This window comes from Paenibacillus baimaensis (assembly GCF_025567575.1).
This window is the reverse complement of sequence record NZ_JAOQIO010000052.1, coordinates 43,930-66,068: the sequence shown is the minus strand read 5'-3', so window position 1 is coordinate 66,068 and position 22,139 is coordinate 43,930. Positions and strand designations below refer to the sequence as shown.

The window sequence follows — 22,139 nt, the reverse complement described above, 5'->3', positions numbered from 1 at the left end:
TCAGCTTGGTAGAGCACCTGGTTTGGGACCAGGGGGTCGCATGTTCAAATCGTGTCGTCCCGATATTCAGCAAATTCTTATGAGTTTGCCAGTCTTTGCGGGTGTAGTTCAATGGTAGAACTTCAGCCTTCCAAGCTGATAGCGTGGGTTCGATTCCCATCACCCGCTTCGAGCTTAAAGAAGAACCTTGATGTTTATGTCAAGGTTTTTTTATTTGTAAAATGCCGATTAATCCTTAATAATTTAGGGCTTGCATCCTCTTCGTAATTGTGATATATTATAAATCGTTCTTGTTTCAGTAGCTCAGCTGGATAGAGCAACGCCCTTCTAAGGCGTGGGTCGGGGGTTCGAATCCCTCCTGGAACGTAATGATTAACCATTAAAGCCGCGATGCTATCGCGGCTTTTTATATTGCGTATCAGATTAGGGCCTGCTATCATTACAGGTTTTTTTCCATAAGCACTTGTGAATTTTCAAGGTGTGTCTGGCAACTCAGAGGTACTTCACTTATAATAAGAAAGGCAGACAGCTAACTATATTAGCTTTCCGGATAGCACATAAAATGTTCGAACGGGGTGTAAAGATGAGTTTTTTTGATTTGTCGAGTAAAGTAGCCATCGTAACGGGTGGAGCAGTAGGCTTGGGCGGTGGAATCTCATTGGGCTTGGCACAGGCAGGCGCTGATATTGCGATAGTTACGAGCAATGATCGGAATCGTGAAACACAGCAGCAAATCGAAGCTATGGGACGTAAGGTTCATACGATTGTAGCCAATTTGTCTGACGAAAAAGAATTGCCTCGGATCGTTAGTGAAACGCTCTCAGTGTTTGGTAAAATTGATATTTTAGTTAATAATGCGGGAATTATTCGTCGTACGCCTGCGGCTGAGCATGCTGCTCAGGATTGGCACGATGTGATTAATTTGAATATGAATGCCGTTTTCTTTTTGTGTCAGCTTGTGGGTAACGAGATGATCAAGCAAGGATCCGGTAAAATCATCAATATAGCTTCCATGCTTAGCTTTCAAGGCGGCATCAATGTACCGGGTTATACAGCCTCCAAGCATGCAGTAGCAGGGATTACCAAGGCTTTGGCCAATGAATGGGCGAGTAAAGGCGTGCAGATCAACGCGATCGCTCCTGGATATATGGATACGGACAATACGGCTGCTATACGTGCCGACCAAGATCGCAACGCACAAATTTTGGCGCGCATTCCTGCAGGTCGTTGGGGAACGACAACAGATTTGCAAGGCCCAGCAGTGTTCCTGGCTTCGTCAGCTTCTGATTATATGAACGGCCACGTAATGTGTGTCGACGGTGGGTGGATGAATCGATAATGGCAAATGAACAAAGTTCCAATCGGACTCAAATGTTTCAGCCGGAGCTGATCACATTCGGTGAAACGATGGCGCTAATGATGCCGGCAAATTCCAAGGGAATTGAATATTCTTCGCAATTTCAAAGCTTGTTCGGTGGTGCAGAAAGTAATGTAGCTATCGGAGTTGCGCGTCTCGGGCATCGTGTAGGCTGGTTTAGCCGTCTGGGGAAGGATCCATTTGGCCAGGTTATATTGAAAAAACTTCGCGGTGAGGGCGTTGACGTATCCCAAGTCGAGCTGACATCGGAGGCTCCCACAGGACTGATGCTTCGCGAGGTCGTTTCAGGTAAAACTTCCGTGTACTACTATCGTAAAGGCTCTGCTGCCAGCACCTTGAAGCCGGAGCACCTGAGCGAGGAATATATCAAGCAGGCGAAGTTTCTCCATGTGACGGGCATTACACCTGCTCTCAGCGCATCGTGCCGCGAAGCCGCTATTGAGGCGATGAAAATTGCGCGTAATCATGGGGTTAAAGTGTGCTTTGACCCGAATCTGCGTCTGAAGCTGTGGGCATTGGATGAAGCCCGTGAAGTGCTGCTGGAGATGGCAAAAGAAGCGGATTATTTCCTCCCTGGATTGGACGAGCTGAAGCTGCTGTACCAAACGGAGAGCTTTGAAGAGATCGTAGTGAAATTAAGAGAATTAAATGCTGTTTCCATTGTAAAAGGTGGAGATGATGAAACATATGTAGTCGAGAAGGATTCTGTTCAGTCCGTACCTTATTTCAAAGTTGAGCAGGTCGTAGACACTATTGGTGCCGGCGATGGCTTTTGTGCGGGATTTATTGTCGGATTGTTAAAAGAGTATTCACATGTAGAAGCTGTTCGTCTTGGCAACCTGATTGGCAGTATGGTTGTGCAAATGGAAGGCGATTGGGAAGGTATCCCAACCTGGGAGCAGGTTGAAGCCGTACTTAATAATGTGAAGCATGTAGAGCGGTAGGTCGCCCCGAGAACAGGCAGTCACGCATACCAGCATCACACCATTAGTCCAGCGTGTCCCATAGGGACGAAAGCGGCCCGAGAACCGGCAGTCACGCATACCAGCATCACACCGAAAGTAAAGCTTGTCACGAAGGGGCCAAAGCGCCCCGAGAACAGGCAGTCACGCATACCAGCATCACACCATCAGTCCAGCGTGTCCCATAGGGACGAAAGCGGCCCGAGAACCCAACCCTATCGCATACGTGCTAAGGGAGTCCAGAGGGCAGCGTCCTTTGGGGCCCTCCCTATAGGGAGGGTTTGGGAGGATAAAGTACAATGAAAAGGATGATCCAACATGAAAAAAATCAAGCTTGTACAGCAAATTTGCAAGGAAGGTGTAGTCGCGGTTCTGCGCGGAGAAACACCTGATGAAGTAGTTGAGATGGCTGAGCAAGCCATTGAGGGCGGTATTAAAGTTATTGAGGTCACAATGACTGTTCCGTTTGCACTGCAAGCGATTGAGAAGCTGGCTAAAAAATATTCCAGCTCCGCGCAAGACCCGTCCAAATACGCTATCATTGGCGTGGGTACAGTTCTGGATCCAGAGACGGCGCGCATCGCCATACTAAGCGGTTCTGAGTTTGTTGTAGGGCCAGCTCTGAACCCGGCTACAGTTACATTGTGCAACCGATACCGAGTGCCGGTAATGCCAGGTGTGATGACGATCCAGGAGATTCAACAGGCGTTGGAGCTTGGTGTCGATATTGTGAAGCTGTTCCCAGGCAATCTATATTCACCAGCAACAATCAAGGCAATCAAAGGCCCATTGCCGCAAGCGAATATCATGCCAACCGGTGGCGTATCACTAAGCAATTTGGCCGAGTGGGTTAAAGCAGGAGCTGTTGCAGTAGGAATTGGCTCCGATTTGACTACCGATGCGTTAAAAGCAGGAGATTACAGTCTTGTAGCTAAAAAGGCAGCCCAATACATTGAGGCTTATCAAGCCGCCAAACAGTAATCGGGGTTGTATTTTGTTTTTTAGGATGATTTTTTTAATGATCAGCAGGGGATGGGGGCCGAGTGTTTCCATCAGTCTGCTGATTAAGAGTTGAAAATTAGTAGGATTCATGCGAACAGGTTCAATCAATGCTTTACCTTACCGCGTTAGAACCTTCTGTGCTTCGGGACCGCTTTTGTAAGTAAGTTCAATATCCTCAGACCTATCCCCGTAAAGCTGTTTAGCCACCACGGTCAATACCACAGTTATTCAACATATTCCTATACATACATAAAAGATGTTTTTTCAGAATAACTGCTTTTCTGCTGTTGTTAGATCTGGATTGGGCTGATCGATATTTGTGAATTCGGATCACCCGTTAAAAACGAATACCAGCGATTTCTGAAGCGCACCTGCGGACCATCGGCCAGGACATGGGCTTCCATTCGTAAAGCATCAGGAATGGGACGGGGATGCTGACTCTCCACGATGAACTGATCCTCTTTAAGGACCTTGCTGCTGTACTTGGAAAATATGAGGCTCACGCCCGGAAGTTTGGCAAAATTACGTCCTGCAACCCCAAATGTGGCAGTAACTTCCTTATCTATAGGTGTAAATGTTACGTAATTGATGAATTGGCTGCGCTTAGTCTGATCGACAGGAGAGAGAAGCCAATGATTTGGAAATTGGTAATCGAGAAAGGCGCTGCCGTTATGTATCCGAATGGTATCTTCCGTGGCCTCAAATTCAATGTTGATCTCCTTGCGGGATGTTTTTCCGATCGTTTTATTGTGAACGATAGGCAGGTGGGCAACGTCAAGTACGCTTTCCACCACACGTGTCAAATGAGCCTTCCATACCGCATCATAGGGAGCCATCATATAATCAGGATTTTCGAGAACCGGATACAGCTCCAGTGGAGGAAGGGGGTCTTTAGCCAGCTCCTGATAGGTCTTCGGATAAACCCAGATCAAATTGGCTTTTTCCAAAACCGGGTAAGAGCGCGTGTGGGCAAAATTAGGGATTTCGCGATCTGGGTGGACGGGAATATCGACGCACTGCCCTTCATTATTAAAACTCCATGCGTGGTAAGCGCACTGTAATAGTCCGTCCTTGCAGCTGCCCAATGACAAGTCAGCACCACGATGCGGACAATAAGCATGCAGGGCACACAGCTTTCCCTGATCGTCACGAAACAGAACCAGGTCGCGTCCTAACAACCGTTTTTTTAATAGCTTCTGTCCCGCCCTTATCTCCTTGGTCCAACCGATGGCATACCAGGTACAGGGAAATATTTCATGATCTTCCTTACGGCTCTTCCGATACGGTTCGTTTTCCATACTGACAACCCTCCTAATTTATTAGTGTTGCCAATGGGTCAAATGCGATTCATTAAATCGTGAGCACATTAAGGCGATAAGACAGGCGCGTGATCCGGGGATGGATCTCGGCAAGCTACTATTATATACACTATACCAACAGTAGTAGACTTTGAAACAAAAAACCATCCCGCCAAGGAGGGTTAGCTCCGACGTGGATGGTCTGGTTATTAAGTGTTTTTTATTCAGTCGCTACAGATTGATCAGCCTGCAGGCCAACTGGCGCAATACGTACAAAGCTGGTCTCGAGATTGTTCAGCAAATGCTGTACCGTGTCAGCTGCATCCTGCTGCCCCGAACCAAGCAGCTCTTGATGGTAGGCGGTAAGCAGCTCGTTCAAATCCTTGCTGCTTTGCGCGCCAATCTTTTCGATCTTGACTTTGGCGCCTTTGGCAATACGGCGAGTGATGGCTTGCTCATCCAAGCCCATTTCAGGCACGAGACGTTGGTATATCACGCCGCCAGTCATACCTGCGCAAATCCAAGGGCCTGGATCACCAAGCACTACTGCGCGGCCATTAGTCATATATTCAAAGGCGAAGCCCTTCAGATTGGCACGGCTCGCGATACCGCCCAGCTCATCCTGAAGCGGCGTATTGATTTCACCGCCAAATACGACATCGGCACCGGAAAAGCGGATGCAGGCACGGCTATCGGCATTGCCCTGAATAAGGAACAGCCCTTTTTGGGCACCGTAACCGAACGATTTACCTACGGAGCCGTTAATGTATTGATTGTTATGGCTAGGTGATTTCAAAATGGCAATCCTGCCGCCAAACGACATTTTGCCAACCCCGTCCTCAGCACCACCGTGTACAGTAATTTGCAAGCCATGTGCGTTAAAAGCACCGAGACCATTGCCTGGTACAGAACCGTCCGTCAAGTTCAACGATACCGTCGGTAGAGCCTCATAGCTTCCGTCGAAACGATTTCTTACGCGGTGGCTGGCATAACGGGTACCCAGAATTCGGGACTCGGCATCGACCTTGGACCAGTTGCGCTGAATAGGAGCCTGGAAGCTCAGGGAGTCAGGGAAGAACTCCTGCCCTTCTGCACCTGCGGCAATACGGATATCCGATGAAATCTCGGAAACAGCCGCTGCTTGGGCATCCACGGCAGCTGCAAAGGAAACAGGCGCGGGCCGTAGGATTTCACTTAAGTCGATTTTATCGAGACCATTGATTTGCTGCAATAAATCAGAGCGTCCAACGAGCTCTTGTGCGTGCTGGAAGCCAAGCTGCGCGACGATTTCACGAATTTCTTCGCCCATACCGCCGAACAATCGTACAAGTGAATCGACAGCCGTATCATAGACACGAGGAACAAAGCGGCGCAAGCCTTTTTCTTCGGCTTCTTCCATGGAATCAATTTGAGTGGCAATCCCTACATGGCAAGTATCCAGGTGACAGCCGCGGCAGGTCGTGCAGCCGATTGCTTGCATGGAGATACTGCCGAAGCCACAGCGGTTGGCGCCAAGCATCATCATTTTGACGACATCAGCACCGGATTTCAATCCGCCGTCAGACCAAAGCTCAACCTTATGTCGCAGACCGGCTTCAATTAAAGCCACGTGCGCGAGCTTCGTACCGATTTCGGTCGGCAAGCCTACATGCGTCAAGGAATGGATACGTGCCGCGCCTGTGCCGCCGTCAAATCCTGACAAGGTAATAACTTCCGCACCTGCTTTGGCTACCCCCACTACAATCGTCCCAATGCCTGGTACGACAGGAACCTTGACGATAATTTTAGCTTTGCGTCCACTAGCTTCCTTCAACTCGGAAATAATTTGAGATAAGTCCTCAATAGAATAAATATCATGGTTATTGGATGGAGATATCAAATCGGAACCGATAGTCGCATTCCGTGCTGCTGCGATCTTGGCAGTAACCTTGGACCCCGGCAAATGTCCGCCTTCACCTGGCTTGGCGCCTTGACCGATTTTGATTTCCAGAAAAGCTACTGCATTGGCAAGCTCAATGTTAATCCCGAAGCGACCGGAAGCCACCTGCGCTCCGCGTGTTTTGGTGTAGCGGCCAAGCATATCTTTAATTTCTCCGCCTTCACCGTTCATGGTGACCATATTCAACCGCTCGCCTGCCTCGGCATAAGCGCGGAACGCTGTTTCATTCTGCGAACCGAACGACATGGAGGATATCAGCATTGGCAGGCTATGTCCGCCAACGCCGATATCCACTTGAGAAGGCTCCAGCGGCTTGCGGCCTTCCTGAAGAGCTTTATCATAATTAAAGTCGGCAACGTGACGAATCGAAATCGGGTTGCGCTGCTCTTCCTCGCGCAGCTTATCGCGATAGTCGCTGTAAGGAGCGGTACCTGCAGCAGCTTCACCCAATGCTTTCCACATTCTTTGGAAGAAGTGGAAATTGCGTGCCGCTTTGGCCTTTGGATTGGAGAAGTCCTGATAACGGGCTTCCGCATCCTTTTCCAGCTCTGCAAAACCGGTACCAGCCTGTTCACTACCTAAATAGTTAACAATATCAAGTACATCGGCAAGCTCCGGCTTGAGGCCAATCGAAGAGAAGAAACGTGTATAGCCGCGAAGCTCATGCGTACCGATGGTCGAAATGACTTTTTCCAAGCCTTTGGTTAAAGCACTGTACACCTTGCGTGCCGCCGGTGCGCCGTTTTTGGCGGATGCGGTAGCGAACAAGAGATAAGGGGACAAAATATCGGCACCGAGTCCACAGGCAACGGCAATATCGTGCAGGTTGCGAATAGCAGCTGTGCGCAAAATGAGGGTAGCTTGGCGGCGCAGATTATGGCCGTTGGACAGCTTTTCTGCTCTCAGGGCGATATCGACCTGGGATACAGCAAGATGTGGGTCTATGAATAATCGATCATTTTGATGAGCATCGGCATCATCCAGAATAATAAGCATAGCACCGTTACGAACTGCGGACACCGCTTCTGCTGCCAGTGCATTCAAGGCTTCCTTCAAAGAAGAGCCTCGTGCAAACGTGGTGGACAATACAACGACAGCATGCTCACCTTGGGCGGAGAATAATGCGCGAATTTGCTCCAGGCTTAATTGATTCAGTTCGGTAAAGGAGTTTTCGGCATTGCTTCCTTCAAGCACCAGAGGTGTAAGTAATTCTATACGCAAACGTTGATCAGGCTGTTCATAGATGCCTGGGCGCGGACCGACAATAATACGAGTGGAAAAGTGCTCCATTTCGCGATCGCGGTCAATCGCTGGGTTCGTAACAACGGCTACACTTTCTTTAATAAAGTCGGGAATATTCGTGCGTTCCCAGTTGATACAGGCATGGGGACCATCATGACCCAGTGAGCGAATAGGCTCAGCACCGGTTTCCGAGATCGATTCAATCATTTGGATACCTTCACGGTCCCAGCCAAAAGCACTGTAAATCGCATCAACGATTGGTGCTGCTTCTGCTGCAGGCACCTCACCGTCAGGCTGCTCCATATTCTTAAGATGCTTGCGCAAGCCTGTGAATTGAACGCGTTCGCTTGCACGATCATAAACAAGGGATTGAACACCGGAGTACGGAATAACCTGAACATGCTCCCCAGGTGTCAGGACGACGCCGACTTTTTCGCCGGGTGCAATGGGCTTCGGATCAGCAACCATTTCACTGACCGTAATGACACCCTGCTCGGACGAGAAGTAGAGTGAGGTTTCACTTTCAACCATCCATACCGGACGTAAACCAAGTGCATCCACGCTAAAAATACATTCATTGCCATAACGAGATACGATACCGGCAGGACCTTGAGCATAATGACCCCATACCTGACGATAATACACATATAAATCCTGCAATTCCGGACGGAACAGCTTCATTTCGTTAATAATCGGAGGAAATACAATTTCCATGGCTTCAAACAAGCTGATACCATAACGGTGAATGAAGGTCTCGATGGTCCGATTCATATCCTGAGAGTCGCTACCGCCGTCTACGAGCTGAACGCCCACCAAGTCTGCTTCCAGACGTAACTTTTTCACGGTATTGATTTCGCCGTTATGACCGAGCAGGGAAAAGGGTTGCACACGGAAAAAGCTGGATTGCGTATTGGTAGAAAACCGATTGTGGCCGATAGTGACCTGAGCCGCAAACAACGGATCACGTGTATCGTTAAAATATAGAGGCAGGATGCTCGCAGCACCCATCACTTTGTAGGCCGCGGTGACATTGCTAAGTGTAGCTACATGAACGGTATAACGGCGTTCGATCGCTGTATGAAGTTCGAATAAGCGGTCAGCGGTCTTCTGCTCCTGCACTTTACAGGTGGCGGCAATTTGCCAGAAGGTAGGCTCGTCAGCACGGCCATTAGCGCCAAGTACACTGCTGTCTACCTGATCTTCCTGCTCCAAAATAATTTCAACACCAAACTGGGTAAACAGCTCACGAATGCCGCTTTGCATATCCTTGACAGAGATGTCAAGCTTGCGGGGTACGAATATATGAGCGACGGAGAACTGCTCACTGTACGCTTGCTTACCATCCAAACCTGCATCGTTAAGCTTTTGTTCCCAAAGAGCACGTGGAATATCAGTTAAAATCCCACAACCGTCCCCTTCCCCGTTAATAAAGCCTGAACGGTGCTCCAGCTTGACAAGGGCATCAATGGTTTTACGAATATTGTCTCTGGACGGAAAACCGTCCTTTTCTATAATACAAATAATCCCGCAGCTGTCGTGCTCGACAGCTAATAAATCTCGAAATTGTCCTTCATTACGCATAGCTTCATTCATGTTAGTGGTCAGCAGGCTGACCATCACCTCCCAATCAAAAGTTGTGGCTTAAGTCTCAACGATACGTGAGCGTGCGAGCTGCAAGCTGTAAGAATTAAATCAGAAGAAGGAAAGCGGACAAATTTACCAACTACCGCAAATGAATAAAAATTCATTGTTCCTGTATAAAGAGTGGAAGGCAACAGATTGTAAGCGAATAGAAATACGTATAGCCAAAAGGAGACGTAAAACCCGGGATTGATAAAATAAGCAACAAATTGAACTGGAATATTGCTTGAAAGCCCAAGAATCTGCTAATTTACCAGAAACAGAGTATAGATAGGATATCACGAAATAGCGCTAGGCACAATAGAACATTATAGGTAAAACGCAGATGTAAGCGTTATTTATTGTGCATAATTGGTGAATAAAGAGAAAAATATAACTTTTTTCGATCTCTGTAAAAGCGAACGAACTATTATCTTAGTCAGATAATAGTTCGTTATTTGGGGTTATGGATGAGGGCGTACTGTTATCGATTAGCTGCCATAACGGCAAATGCATGCTCTGCCGCTGCTATAGTTGCCGTAATATCCGTCTCTGTATGGGCAGCGGTCATAAACCAGGCCTCATATTTGGAAGGTGCTAAGCAAATCCCCTGCTCAAGCATCAATCGGAAAAAACGAGCGAATTGTTCGCCGTCCGTGTCCTGTGCTTCGTCGTAATTACTCACAGGATGATCGCAGAAGTGGGTAGACAACGACCCGCGGATGCGGTTGATCGTCAGCGCAATGCCGTGCTTGCGCGCGGCTTGGGCCAGTCCGGCTTCGAGACTGGCTGCCAGTGCATTGAGCCGGTCATAAAGGCCCGGCTCCTGCAGTGCCTCCAGGCATGCAATGCCTGCAGAAATGGAGGCAGGGTTCCCCGCCATCGTCCCGGCTTGATAGGCCGGACCTAAGGGAGCTACCTGCTCCATGATCTCCTTACGGCCACCATAGGCACCAATCGGCAGTCCACCGCCGATGATTTTACCAAGGGCCGTGAGGTCTGGCTCGATGGCTGAAAGGCTTGCTGCCTGAAGGCCATCAAAGGTTTGCGCTGAGCCATAGTGGAAGCGAAATGCGGTAATCACCTCGTCGTAAATGACGAGAGAACCATTGCTGCGTGTAGCTGCACACAACTGCTCCAGATAACCGGGTATCGGCATAACCATACCAAAATTGCCGACAATCGGTTCAATCATCACAGCAGCAATCTCGTCGCCCCATCTGTCGAGTGCTTCCTTCAGCGCTTCAATGTCATTATAAGGAACGGTAATGACCTCACTTGCTATGCTGGGCGGTACGCCTGCACTGTCTGGTATACCCAGTGTGGACGGTCCAGAGCCTGCCGCGACCAGCACCAGATCGGAATGACCATGATAACAGCCTGCAAATTTAATAATTTTGCTGCGTCCAGTAAACGCACGAGCGACACGTATGGTAGTCATTACAGCTTCAGTACCGGAATTGACAAAGCGCACTTTATCCAATGAGGGGATGGCGGCCTTGAGCATCTGTGCAAAGGTAATTTCTAGCTCTGTCGGTGCACCGAATAAGGTACCGTTCTCAGCGGCACGACAAATGGCTGCTGTCACGTGCGGATGGGCATGTCCAAGTATAATGGGGCCGTATGCAGCCAAATAATCGATATACTTTTTGCCATCCTCATCCCAAAAGTATGCACCCTGGCCACGTTTCATAAATATCGGGGCACCACCACCGACTGCTTTGAAGGAGCGGGATGGGCTGTTGACCCCGCCAACGATGTGCTGGAGGGCCTCTTTGTACAAATACTCGGAACGCGGTCCGGCCTGGCTGTTAGTATGAGGTTCAGTCATAGAAAAGCTCCTTCATTATGTAAGATAGGTATCAGGAAGTTTAATGGAGCAGAAGCCCTTTAATTACGATAACGGCTTGTCCTTGAATCAGTACCCTACTGTCGGCTGTCTGCAGTTTTAGCCTACCGCCTCTTTCGGATAATTGAGCGGCTGTCATTGTACTCTTGCCCAGCTTGTCCCTCCAATAGGGTGCCAATGCACAGTAGGCAGAGCCTGTTACCGGATCTTCATCGACGCCTACCGGAGAGAAAAAGCAGCGGGCTACAAAATCATAATCCGGGTTATCAGACCTACTTGTGACGAGCAAGCCCCGACTGGGCAGGTTTTTAAGTATTTTGAAATCAGGCTTTAGTTCTTGTACGGCTCCTTCTGACTCAAGCTCCACAATATAATCCAGACGATTGCGATAAATGGCTACAGGCGTTACACTGCCCAACGCCTCAAGCAACTGAGGGGGAGCTTCTGCAGGGGCAGGAGGCTCTGCAGGGAGATTCAGCTCGATTCCATTATTCAATCGCTTGGCTGTCAGCACCCCGCTCTTGGTGTGAAATCGAAGCTGCTCGATTCCATAGGCAGCCCCTGTTTCCCATATGACCTGGGCAGAGGCCAATGTAGCATGACCGCACAGATCGACCTCGGTTTCAGGTGTGAACCAACGCAGGCGGTAGCTGCCATTTCCCATTGCACATAAAAAGGCGGTTTCGGACAGATTGATTTCCTTGGCCACCTTGAGCAGCCAATGGTCGTCATCAGGGAATTCCTGAAGGATGCAGACAGCTGCCGGATTTCCAGAGAAAGGAGTAGAGGTGAAGGCATCAACAGTATAAATAGGGATCATTCGAAACAGCTCCTTTTGGAAAAATAGATTAAATCAATTCTATAGGAAAAGCCGCCCCATCCACTATAGAGTGGCGTAGAGCAGCTTTCACTGCGGATGCGATAATAGTCTGGATATTTATGGGGTTCTTACGTAATTCTATGCTCACTATGGATTCGAGCTGGATTGGGGCTTATTGACTGCCGCTGGCTTATTGCTTGGAGCTGTTGCAGCAGGTAAGACAGGTTTATTTGTCACAGTTGCATTTTTGCTGGAACTGGTACCTGCTCGCTGGTCAGCTTCTACGACATTGTTTTTGCTATTCACGTCTTTCGTCATATTTGTTTTTGAGTCTTGTCCATTCAAGAGTGACTTGATGAACACTTGCAGCTTATCCCGATTTACCGAGATAACATCTGCTCCTCCAACCTTCTTTTCAAGCAGCAGCTCGGATGGAGGAATCTGCTGGCTGATCAAGCCTTCGGTTTTCGCCTCATAACCGAGTGAACCAAGTTTAATCATATCTGTCGTAGACAGATTGGTTTGTATATAAGGGTCAATACTGCTTAGTATACGTGGGATTTTGAGAAGGGAAGAGGTAGATTGCATCTTTTTAAGAACAACCTGAACAAAATTCCTCTGCCGCTCGGTACGAGCGAAATCGCTTAAGGCATCATGACGGAAGCGAACATATTGCAGCGCCATTTTGCCATCGAGATGCTGCATCCCCTTCTTTAAATTAATATCATATTCGTGGCCATCCTCAGCATCCGAATATTTCATATTCTTCTCTACATCGATATCGATGCCATCAATGGCGTCCACTAGTGCGATAAACCCTTTGAAATCGGTATATACGTAATATTGGATAGGGATGCCAAGCAGATCGCTTACCGTTTTCATCGTCAGGTTAGCACCGCCATAAGCATAGGCCGCATTGATGCGGTCCTCACCGTACCCGGGTATTTTCACGTATGTATCCCTCATGATTGAAAAGAGGTGTGCTTTTTTGGTTATTGGATCTATGGAAGCGACAATTAAGGAGTCTGAACGCGGCACCTCGTTTTGTTTCATACCCCGTGAATCACCGCCAAGCAGCAGAACATTGACACGTTGGTTGCCCTCCCACTTCGGCGGCAAATAGGTTTCGACGTTTTTCGACGTGTTTTTTGTCGACATGGTACTGAGTGGTTTATTGCCAGAACCTGGCTTATTTTGGATATGATTGGCGAAATTCAAAAAAGCATATGTATAATATCCGACACCACACAAGAGCAGCAGACATATAGCCAACAGCGACCACTTCAATTTCCTAATCATTGTGCGCCCCCTTTTCATTCTGTCGATTTGCTTTTGATTTGTACCGGGTTCGTGTATCATAACATATATAGGGTTTGAAAAAGCTGCAGAATCATACCTCAGTCAAGGAGGAAATGTTTCTCTGTTTTCATTTTCTATCTTAATTATAGTTCGTTTGTTTTATTGATATCAAGTTTCATGAAATCGGATATTTTGTCGAACTTCCGTACATAAATATGCTGAAATGATTTTCAACAGGAGGAAGCTATGTTTGCCATTGAAGTGAATGACCTACGTAAGGAATTCAAGATTCAGAAAACGCGTGAAGGACTTAAAGGGGCCGTACGTGACCTGTTCAACCGGGAGTACAGCCAAGTTACAGCGGTCAAGGACATCTCCTTTCAAATTAACAAAGGGGAAATTTGCGGTTATATCGGCGAGAACGGGGCCGGCAAATCGACAACGATCAAAATGCTGACGGGTATTCTCGTTCCTACCTCCGGCAGTATCAAGGTGAATGGCTACATCCCTTACAAAGAGCGGGAAGCGTTTGTGAAAGGGATCGGTGTTGTATTTGGTCAGCGCAGCCAGCTATGGTGGGATATCGGCGTGATTGAGTCGTTCCAGCTGTTGAAAAAGGTGTATCGTGTCTCTGAAGCTGACTTTAAGCCTCGTTTAAGTGAATTGGTTGAACGGCTGCAGCTCGCGGATCTGTTGAACAGGCCTGTCCGTAAGCTGAGTCTGGGCCAAAGAATGCGCTGTGAGCTGGCAGCATCCTTGCTGCACAACCCGCAGATTGTATTTTTGGATGAGCCGACCATCGGTCTCGATATTGTAGTGAAGACGGAAATTCGCGAATTTCTCAAGTCGATGAACCAGCGTTACGAAACAACGATTTTATTGACAACGCACGATTTGCAGGACATTGAAGCACTCTGTTCCAGGGTCATCATGCTCGATGATGGACGTATTATATATGACGGCGGACTCGCCGAGCTGAAAGAAAAATGGGGCAAGGGTAAAGATATCATTATGCGATTTGCCGAAGCCGTACAGCTTGACCGGTTGAGGGAGCTGACACAAGGTATGGACGTGCATTGGTCAGCAGATGATGAAGGGACTGCCCGGGTGTGGATTCCGCAAAATGGTGCCAACGTCTCCGATGTTCTCAGCCGCGTAGTCGGTGTGATGAATATTGAGGATATCAAAATTACCGAAACGAACACAGATGACATCGTAAGGGAAATTTATAAATCCGGTTCTGCCGAAGTGAAGTCCAAGCCCGCCCTGCAAGACGATTCCGCACAAGCAGCGGAGGAAAAGGGTGTGAACTCGCATGCTTAGCGCTTATATGGAGATTATCCGCATGCGGTTTCTCATGATGCTGGCTTATCGCGTCAATTACTACAGCGGAATTATCATCTATGCGCTTAACATAGGTGCGTATTATTTTTTGTGGAAGGCGATCTACGGGACTAGCGAGACACTGGGCGGTATGACGGTGGCGCAAATGACGACCTATGTAGCCGTTTCATGGATGGCTCGGGCGTTCTATTTTAACAATCTGGATCGCGAAATTGCTAGTGAAATCAAGGATGGCAGTGTTGCGATTCAATTTATTCGCCCCTACAACTATATTATTGTGAAAATGATGCAGGGCTTCGGTGAGGGCATCTTTCGGCTGTTTCTGTTTATGGCTCCGGGAATGGTTGTGGTTTCGCTGCTGTTTCCGGTTAAGCTGCCTACCGATCCGGTAATATGGGTTGTCTTTATGATTATGTTATTTCTAAGCTTCCTGATTAATTCACAAATTAATATCATAACTGGGCTATTTGCTTTTTTTCTGGAAAATAATGAGGGCATGATGCGGATGAAGCGGGTGATGGTTGACTTGTTTTCCGGATTGGTCGTGCCAATCTCATTTTTCCCTGGCTGGGCTGAAGGGGTCCTGAAGCTGCTGCCGTTTCAGGCAATTACGTATTTGCCCGGCGCCGTATTTACCGGTAAAGTGACCGGCAGCGCCGTATATGAAGTATTAGGTGTGCAGCTTTTATGGTTCGTGCTGCTTATTGTGCCGTTAGCTTTGCTGTGGCGCGGCGCTCGGACACGGCTGTTCGTGCAGGGAGGTTGATCGTATGGCATTTTATGCAGGCCTGGTGCTTGATTATTTGAAAAATTATATGAAGACACGTCTTAGCTACCGTTCGGATTTTTGGATTGAAGTATTGTCTGATCTCTTGTTTAATGGATTGAATTTGTTCTTCATACTGGTGGTGTTTCAGCATACACAATTGATTGGCGAGTGGAACGAGCAGCAGGTTTTGTTCGTGTATGGTTATTTTATGGTTCCGTTCGGTATATTCAGCGCCTTCTTCAGTCTGTGGGGATTTACGGAAAAATACATTGTGAAGGGGGAAATGGATCGAATTTTGACCCGGCCCGCTTACAATTTGGTACAGCTTATGCTGGAAAATATGGATCCGTCCTCCTTGTTCAGCGCCTTGACCGGATTTTTAATTATGATGTATTCGTGGTCACATCTGGGTCTAACTCTTTCCTGGTATGATCCTTTGGTGTTGATTGTGCTTGTGGCCGGTTCGATCATGATTTACGGGGGCATCTATATTTTCTTTATCGCCACCTCGTTTTTCTCGGACTCCCCAACCGGAATTTTACCATTGATCTACAATTTGCAGAACTATGGACGGTATCCGATGACGATTTACAACAAGCTGCTTGGCTTCTTGCTGACTTGGGTATTACCGTTTGGTTTTGTCGGTTTTTTCCCGGCTGCGTATTTTCTGGATCGTGCAAACTGGGGAGGTTTTGCTTTGCTGACACCTCTTGTCGGATTGGTGTTCCTGGCGTTCGGTTTAACGGTTTGGAACATTGGTGTCAAGCGTTACCGCGGAGCAGGATCGTAAATGTTTCCGCTTCTGAACAGCCTTCTCTACCTGAACAGTGGGGGAGGTATTTTTATCAACGGAAATGTACATGCGTACATTTGGAAATATTTTAATGTTAAATTCAGGTTATATTCAGCTTCGCATCATTCTTTCTTCATAAATTCGGCCTATAGTTTTAAAAAGAGGGGTTCATGACTAATCTGGACAGAAATACATAACCCTACATACTGAACGTATAGAGAAAGGATTTGGAGGGAAGCGGGATGCTGGATACAGAATTAGAGAATAAAGGCCGTCGATCCACAAGAGCTTCCGAAAATGGAGTCGGTCGGTCGTTGGTGGGGCTGCGTACAGCTGCTATTTGTTTATTAAGTGCGATATTGTTGACTACAGCTGCCTGTAGTAAGACCCCTGCCAAGGGGGAACCGACAGCCTATTCGGGGCAAAAGGTGGTGCAGTCGATGGAAAGCATTCTGCCGCCGGATTATTGGCCAACAGCAGGCTGGAAAACTGCATTACCGGAGGAGCATGGAGTTGACTCGGCGTCCATTGCGGCAATGGTCGAGGATTTCAAGGATCACAATGTGCACAGCTTCGTCCTGATTCGGGATGGATATGTATTGTCAGAAGGTTATAGTCAGGCAGTGGATGCAGACACGCGGCAGCCGCTCTATTCCGTGACCAAAAGCGTGACATCCGCGATTACAGGGATGCTGATAGGCGAACATGTGCTTACGGGTGTGGACCAGAAGCTAAAGGATTTTTTCCCTGGTATTGAGCGTGATGCGGCTAAAGGCAATATAACGGTGGAACAGGTGCTGTCGATGACTTCGGGGCTTGAATGGGACAACAGAGGTGAGCGTTCCTCCAATGAAATGGCGGATTCACCGAACTGGCTGCAGTATGTTTTGGAGCGACCTGTGACGAGCCAGCCAGGAACGGTATTCAACTACAGTAATGGCAATGCACATCTGATGTCCGGTGTATTGCAGACGGCGCTGGGTGTACCGATCAGCCTGTATGCCAAATCCAAGCTGTTCGACCCGCTCGGCATTACGAATATGTCCTGGGGAGTCGATCCGCAAGGATATTCAATTGGGGCCTGGTCTTTGCAGCTTACGACTCGGGATATGGCCAAGTTTGGATTGATGTATTTGCAAAAAGGTCAATGGGAAGGCAAGGAAATTGTACCGCGCTCATGGGTCGAGGCATCCGTTCAGCAGCGTGTAGCTGAAAATTACGCAGATGGCACACGCGGCGGCTATGGATACTTTTGGTGGCTCAAGCCGGTTTCCAATTCGGGAAGCGCGATACTTGATCATGATGCTTTTTATGCAGCAGGCTCGGGTGGACAGCGTATCTTTGTAGTTCCCGATTTAAATCTGATTATGGCTTTTACAGGCAATAACCAGAAGGAAGACTACATGCCAGAAGGTATGCTGTTCAAAGCGACCACGGCGGTCAAATCGAACCAGCCATTAGCTGCTAATGCTGCGGGAGAGGCGCGACTTACTGCTGCACTTCAAGCCTTTAAGGCAATGGTAGACAAGCCGGAATAGAAGATCTCAAGCATTTCACAGCTCAGGATATCCGATATCGGTTATCCTGGTTTGTACATAGAATGGGTTCGTACAAATGCAAGTTTCGTACATAGGAAAGGTGGATAAAAGAATGTCACAGCTTGAAGTGGGACAAAAGGTTCCTGATTTTACATTGCCCTCGAGCAGCGGCGAGCTTGTATCCCTCCAGCAATATCTTGGAAAAAAACTTATTATTTATTTTTATCCGGCTGATCTGACACCCAGCTGCACTCAGGAATCTTGTGATTTTCGCGATGCCAACGGAGCATTTGACGCCTTGAATGCAACTGTACTGGGAATCAGTCCGAATGATCTGAAATCTCATCATAAATTTATTGCCAAGTATGATCTCCCCTTTGAACTGCTGTCCGATCCCGATCATAGGGTCAGTGAGCTGTTTGGCGTTTGGCAGCTTAAGAAGCTGTACGGTAAAGAATATATGGGCGTGGTGCGTTCAACTTTTCTTATTGACGAACAGGGTATTTTGGTTAAGGAGTGGCGCAAGGTTAAGGTTAAAAATCATGTGACCGAAGTTCTTCAAGCGGCAGAAGAATAAGCTATTATTATATAAATAAAGGACGGTAGAGAGATGAGGTATCTTTCGAGTAAGAGCCGATATATAGCTGCCTGTACGTTGGTGGTAATGGTAATGCTTGCTGTTACCACCGCCTGCGGGAATCAAAAGGAAACCAAAGCGGATGTATACTCGGACCGTGAGATCATCAAGCAGCTTCAGGAATTAAAAAAGCCTGATTATTGGCCTACGGAGCAATGGAAGAGCTCGACTCCTGAGGCTCAGGGGATGGATTCGACGGCGCTTGCCGATGTAATGAAGCAGGTTCCGGGGAACAACATCCATAGCCTTGTGCTGGTACGTAACGGTTATATACTGGCTGAAGGCTATAATGCAGATGCGTCGCCTGATGTAGCTCAGGATATTTTATCAGCTACGAAGAGTTTGACCTCAGCACTAACAGGCATCGCGATCGATGAAGGTAAATTAAAGGGTGTGAGCCAAAAGCTGTCGGAGGTGCTGCCTCAAGCGGTTGCGACCAGTCCGGACAAAGGCGCGCTTACGATTGAAAATTTGCTGACGATGACATCAGGGCTGAAATGGGACAATGAAGGAGAGCGCTCCTCCAACGAAATGGTCGACAGCAGCGATTGGGTCAAATATATACTGGATCAACCACTGGTTGGGAAGATGGGCAAGGACTTTAATTACAGCAACGGAAATGCGCATCTGATGTCGGCTATTTTGCAAAAGGCTGTGAATATGCCAACGGCTAAATATGCGGAGCAGAAGCTGTTCGCACCGCTCGGCATTAAGGACGTGGAATGGTATGCCGATCCACAAAATATTGATATTGGCGCCTTCTCGGTGCATATGAAAGCACGGGATTTGGCGAAAATCGGATATTTATACTTGCACAATGGACTTTGGGATAAGCAGCAGGTTCTCTCTACCAAATGGATTGAAGCTACCTTGAAGAAGCATGATGATCAGGAATTTGCCGATGGTTCACTGGGCAGCTACGGTTACTTCTGGTGGCTGAAAAATATTGAATCCAAAGGAACGGCAAATCGCATTAATATGTTCTATGCTGCGGGCTCAGGTGGACAGCGCATCTATGTGCTGCCCAAGCAAAATCTGATAGCGGTATTTACCGCAAGCACAGCCAACTCGTTCGTTACAGAATCCTTGCTGGAGAAAATAGTCGGAGCGATTCGATCCGACTCACCACTGCCTGCTAATGCGGATGGGGTCAACAATTTGAATGCCGTTATGACAAGCTTCAAGCAAATGAAGGATAAGTGAGCAGTGAGCACCAATAACGATAGATAGACCAATAACAGAACCATAGAATCGTCAGCCACTTGTGGCTGTACGGTTCTTTTTTGTGCAGCCGAACCATATAGTCTAGTAAAATAACGGATGATTCGGAGGGTTACTTCTAATGCCAAGTGGCCTGCATGCTCGCTCACACACCTATTACAAAAGGTTGATACTGGGTTATTTGTTGTTTTGTTTGGCAGCCTTATTTTGTTTTTCTAATCGTATCTATGCCGAGACAGAACCTGTGGTGGGGGAGCCAGATTCTCATGAGGTTTATCTGAAATTAAAAAAAGGTGAGCGGGTCTGGAAGGATAAAGTGTACGTGGCTCCACAGCAGCCAACCGTTTATTTGACTTTTGATGACGGTCCAAGCAAGCTGACTGGACAAGTACTCGATATTTTACAGCAGGAAGAGGTAAAAGCGACGTTTTTTGTATTGGGCAAGCAGGTGGAAGCTTATCCTGACCTCGTAAAGCGAGCGGTGGCTGAAGGCCATGCTATTGGCAATCATACATATAATCATGTATATGGTGAGCTGTACAAAGGCTTTTCTTCGTTTTGGGAGCAGATTGAGCGGACAGAGGACATATTAGCTGAGACTGTGGATATCAGGCCATCTTTGATTCGTGCGCCGGGCGGAACGTTCGGTAATTTTGATGCATTTTACTTTTATTATTTGGATCAGGCGGGGTATGAGGTGCACGATTGGCATATCGACAGCGGTGATTCCAAGAGAGTTGGCGTGCCCGCATCGGAAATCATCCAGACCGTTCGCAAGGGGCCGTTCCAGGATGAGCTTATCGTGCTGATGCACGATGGAACCGGACACGAGCAAACCGTGAAGGCGCTGCCTGAAATTATACGATTGTTCAAGCAAAAAGGATACGTGTTTGCTGTTCTGCAACCATCGGTACAGCCGAAGCATTTTGCTGTGGGTAAGGTACAGCAGCCGCGCCCATCAAGCGAAGCGGGGTATGAGAAACAACTGGCTGAGGCCAAAGTCCACGAGCTGGCAATGTCTGCTCTCGAACAGAGCAGACATGCGCAGCAGGCAGCAGACAAGGCGAATCATAGTGAATCCAGCCCAATGATCCAAGAAACTGCCGGTGGTGTATCCACATCAACTGTTGTCGGAACCAAAGGGAGTTTATTATTGACGAATCATACACGTACCGCGGCAGCGCCTCTTGAAGTGCTGCTGGCTAGAAAGAGTCTTAAGTTGGATACCGAGCATTATCGTTTCAAGGATGGTCACTATCAGGTACCTTTGCGTCAGTTAATGGAGTCATTGGGTGGCGACATACAATGGCGCGGTGAGCAGCGAACAGCTGTTGCCCATTATGGGCTGCATACGCTGGAATATGATTTTGTCCAACAAGAGCTGCGTGTACGCGACCACGGCACCACAACGACGATCCATCTGCCGCAAATGGAACTGCAGGAGGGTACCGTTTATGTGCCACTGCGGGGTACGCTGGATAAGCTCAGAATCGGCATCGCAACCTATGGCCCAGAGGACGGGGTGATGAAGGTTCAAGTGGGGATGAACCTGCGGTTGTAGAATCAATAACTCAACTTATCCACAATCCATCCACATTTAACCCCTTTTTATCCACAAATTATTAAGGGTTTGTTGAACGGCACAGAAAAACCAGGGTTCGTTACAGCCATTCACCATCCAGAGGGATGCTCACCCGATTCATCAGGTCTTCTTTTTGTAATTGGGATCGAAGGTCTGCTCGTGTTTCCAAACAGTGATTGATTGCTTCCAAATGGACAGCAATCACCTGCGTATGTGACGAATGGTGGCAAACTTGAGCAATATCTGCTGCTGTCATCGTAATGGGATCACCTGTAACAAATCGTGCCCCTCCCGCATTGACCACCGTGAACTCAGGCTTGTAGGCGTCAAGCGCAGCCTCGACTTCTTCGCAATAAATCGTATCACCTGCCAAGTATAAGGTCGGCTCGCCTGGTGCCTGCAGAGCAAAGCCAGAGACTGGCCCCATAGCCCGACCGATGTCGCCTGTGCCATGACGGCCTTCGGTTCGGTACAAGGTGAGATTGTTATGGCGCAGTTCCTTGTCGACTGGATTGACATGCTGAAAGCCCCTGCCTGTCATAGACGCATGATCATTAGGCTGGCAAATGAGTGGAATCTGCTTGGACAGCTTCTCCATAGCTGGCACGTCCCAATGATCGAGGTGTGTATGTGTTACAATGACCAGACTGGGGTTCAGCAGCTTTTCCAGAGCGATCGGAAGAGGCACCAGTGGATTACGTCTGTCATTTTCCGTGTTGATAATAGGGGGATTTGCTCCGGCCTCACTGAACATAGGGTCAACGAGGATTGTCTCTCCACCGTATTCCAACCATAGTGTAGCATTACGTATAAGCTGTATGTTCATCAGATAACCTCCAGGTATAG

General features: G+C 48.0%; 16 protein-coding genes and 2 tRNA genes. 12 read left to right on the top strand and 6 right to left on the bottom strand.

All coding sequences use genetic code 11. The features are described 5' to 3' along the window. The first annotated feature begins 97 nt into the window (after nucleotides 1-97). The 5 genes from OB236_RS15300 to OB236_RS15280 all read left to right on the top strand — a co-directional run bounded on the left by OB236_RS15300 (nucleotide 98) and on the right by OB236_RS15280 (nucleotide 3,321). A tRNA-Gly gene (locus OB236_RS15300) sits at nucleotides 98-168 on the top strand. Nucleotides 169-292: 124 nt separating this feature from the next. Then, nucleotides 293-366, top strand: a tRNA-Arg gene (locus tag OB236_RS15295). 217 nt (nucleotides 367-583) lie between these two features. Then, nucleotides 584-1,339, top strand: a complete 756-nt coding sequence (gene kduD / locus OB236_RS15290; protein ID WP_262684766.1) for a 2-dehydro-3-deoxy-D-gluconate 5-dehydrogenase KduD — start codon at nucleotides 584-586, stop codon at nucleotides 1,337-1,339. After that, nucleotides 1,339-2,322 (top strand): sugar kinase, encoded by a 984-nt coding sequence (locus tag OB236_RS15285; RefSeq protein WP_262684765.1) that lies wholly within the window; start codon nucleotides 1,339-1,341, stop codon nucleotides 2,320-2,322. Before kduD ends, OB236_RS15285 begins: the two co-directional genes overlap by 1 nt. A 336-nt stretch (nucleotides 2,323-2,658) precedes the next feature. After that, complete coding sequence (locus tag OB236_RS15280; protein WP_262684764.1) at nucleotides 2,659-3,321, top strand: bifunctional 2-keto-4-hydroxyglutarate aldolase/2-keto-3-deoxy-6-phosphogluconate aldolase; 663 nt, start codon at nucleotides 2,659-2,661, stop codon at nucleotides 3,319-3,321. Nucleotides 3,322-3,632: 311 nt separating this feature from the next. Here the strand turns inward: OB236_RS15280 and OB236_RS15275 are convergent, their stop codons facing one another. The 5 genes from OB236_RS15275 to OB236_RS15255 all read right to left on the bottom strand — a co-directional run bounded on the left by OB236_RS15275 (nucleotide 3,633) and on the right by OB236_RS15255 (nucleotide 13,409). Then, nucleotides 3,633-4,640: an aromatic ring-hydroxylating oxygenase subunit alpha gene (locus OB236_RS15275; RefSeq protein ID WP_262684763.1), complete on the bottom strand. Its 1,008-nt coding sequence runs from the start codon at nucleotides 4,638-4,640 to the stop codon at nucleotides 3,633-3,635. 220 nt (nucleotides 4,641-4,860) lie between these two features. Further along, complete coding sequence (locus tag OB236_RS15270; protein ID WP_262684768.1) at nucleotides 4,861-9,402, bottom strand: glutamate synthase-related protein; 4,542 nt, start codon at nucleotides 9,400-9,402, stop codon at nucleotides 4,861-4,863. A gap of 523 nt (nucleotides 9,403-9,925) precedes the next feature. Beyond that, nucleotides 9,926-11,272, bottom strand: coding sequence for a glutamate-1-semialdehyde 2,1-aminomutase (locus tag OB236_RS15265; RefSeq protein WP_262684762.1), 1,347 nt, complete (start codon nucleotides 11,270-11,272; stop codon nucleotides 9,926-9,928). 40 nt (nucleotides 11,273-11,312) lie between these two features. Continuing rightward, the gene (locus OB236_RS15260; RefSeq protein ID WP_076235515.1) at nucleotides 11,313-12,110 is read right to left on the bottom strand and encodes a PhzF family phenazine biosynthesis protein; all 798 of its coding nucleotides are present in this window, start codon (nucleotides 12,108-12,110) and stop codon (nucleotides 11,313-11,315) included. A gap of 147 nt (nucleotides 12,111-12,257) precedes the next feature. Further along, on the bottom strand, nucleotides 12,258-13,409 hold the full coding sequence (locus tag OB236_RS15255) for an LCP family protein (protein WP_262684761.1): 1,152 nt from the start codon (nucleotides 13,407-13,409) through the stop codon (nucleotides 12,258-12,260). Nucleotides 13,410-13,655: 246 nt separating this feature from the next. On the opposite strand from OB236_RS15255, the gene OB236_RS15250 reads away from it, so the two are divergent. From OB236_RS15250 to OB236_RS15220, 7 genes are all read left to right on the top strand, one after another. Further along, nucleotides 13,656-14,732: an ABC transporter ATP-binding protein gene (locus tag OB236_RS15250; protein WP_262684760.1), complete on the top strand. Its 1,077-nt coding sequence runs from the start codon at nucleotides 13,656-13,658 to the stop codon at nucleotides 14,730-14,732. Then, the gene (locus tag OB236_RS15245) at nucleotides 14,725-15,519 is read left to right on the top strand and encodes an ABC transporter permease (RefSeq protein ID WP_076235513.1); all 795 of its coding nucleotides are present in this window, start codon (nucleotides 14,725-14,727) and stop codon (nucleotides 15,517-15,519) included. The genes OB236_RS15250 and OB236_RS15245 overlap by 8 nt, the downstream gene beginning before the upstream one ends. A gap of 4 nt (nucleotides 15,520-15,523) precedes the next feature. Next, on the top strand, nucleotides 15,524-16,312 hold the full coding sequence (locus OB236_RS15240; RefSeq protein WP_076235512.1) for an ABC transporter permease: 789 nt from the start codon (nucleotides 15,524-15,526) through the stop codon (nucleotides 16,310-16,312). Between the two features lie 245 nt (nucleotides 16,313-16,557). Beyond that, entirely contained in the window at nucleotides 16,558-17,853 is a 1,296-nt protein-coding gene (locus tag OB236_RS15235; RefSeq protein ID WP_262684758.1) for a serine hydrolase domain-containing protein, read from the top strand. Between the two features lie 112 nt (nucleotides 17,854-17,965). Further along, nucleotides 17,966-18,430, top strand: coding sequence for a thioredoxin-dependent thiol peroxidase (gene bcp / locus OB236_RS15230; protein ID WP_262684757.1), 465 nt, complete (start codon nucleotides 17,966-17,968; stop codon nucleotides 18,428-18,430). Between the two features lie 93 nt (nucleotides 18,431-18,523). Next, nucleotides 18,524-19,693, top strand: coding sequence for a serine hydrolase domain-containing protein (locus OB236_RS15225; RefSeq protein WP_262684756.1), 1,170 nt, complete (start codon nucleotides 18,524-18,526; stop codon nucleotides 19,691-19,693). Between the two features lie 139 nt (nucleotides 19,694-19,832). Next, nucleotides 19,833-21,272: a polysaccharide deacetylase gene (locus tag OB236_RS15220; RefSeq protein WP_262684755.1), complete on the top strand. Its 1,440-nt coding sequence runs from the start codon at nucleotides 19,833-19,835 to the stop codon at nucleotides 21,270-21,272. 100 nt (nucleotides 21,273-21,372) lie between these two features. On the opposite strand, the gene OB236_RS15215 is transcribed toward OB236_RS15220, so the two are convergent. Continuing rightward, on the bottom strand, nucleotides 21,373-22,119 hold the full coding sequence (locus OB236_RS15215) for an MBL fold metallo-hydrolase (protein WP_262684754.1): 747 nt from the start codon (nucleotides 22,117-22,119) through the stop codon (nucleotides 21,373-21,375). Nucleotides 22,120-22,139: the final 20 nt, after the last annotated feature.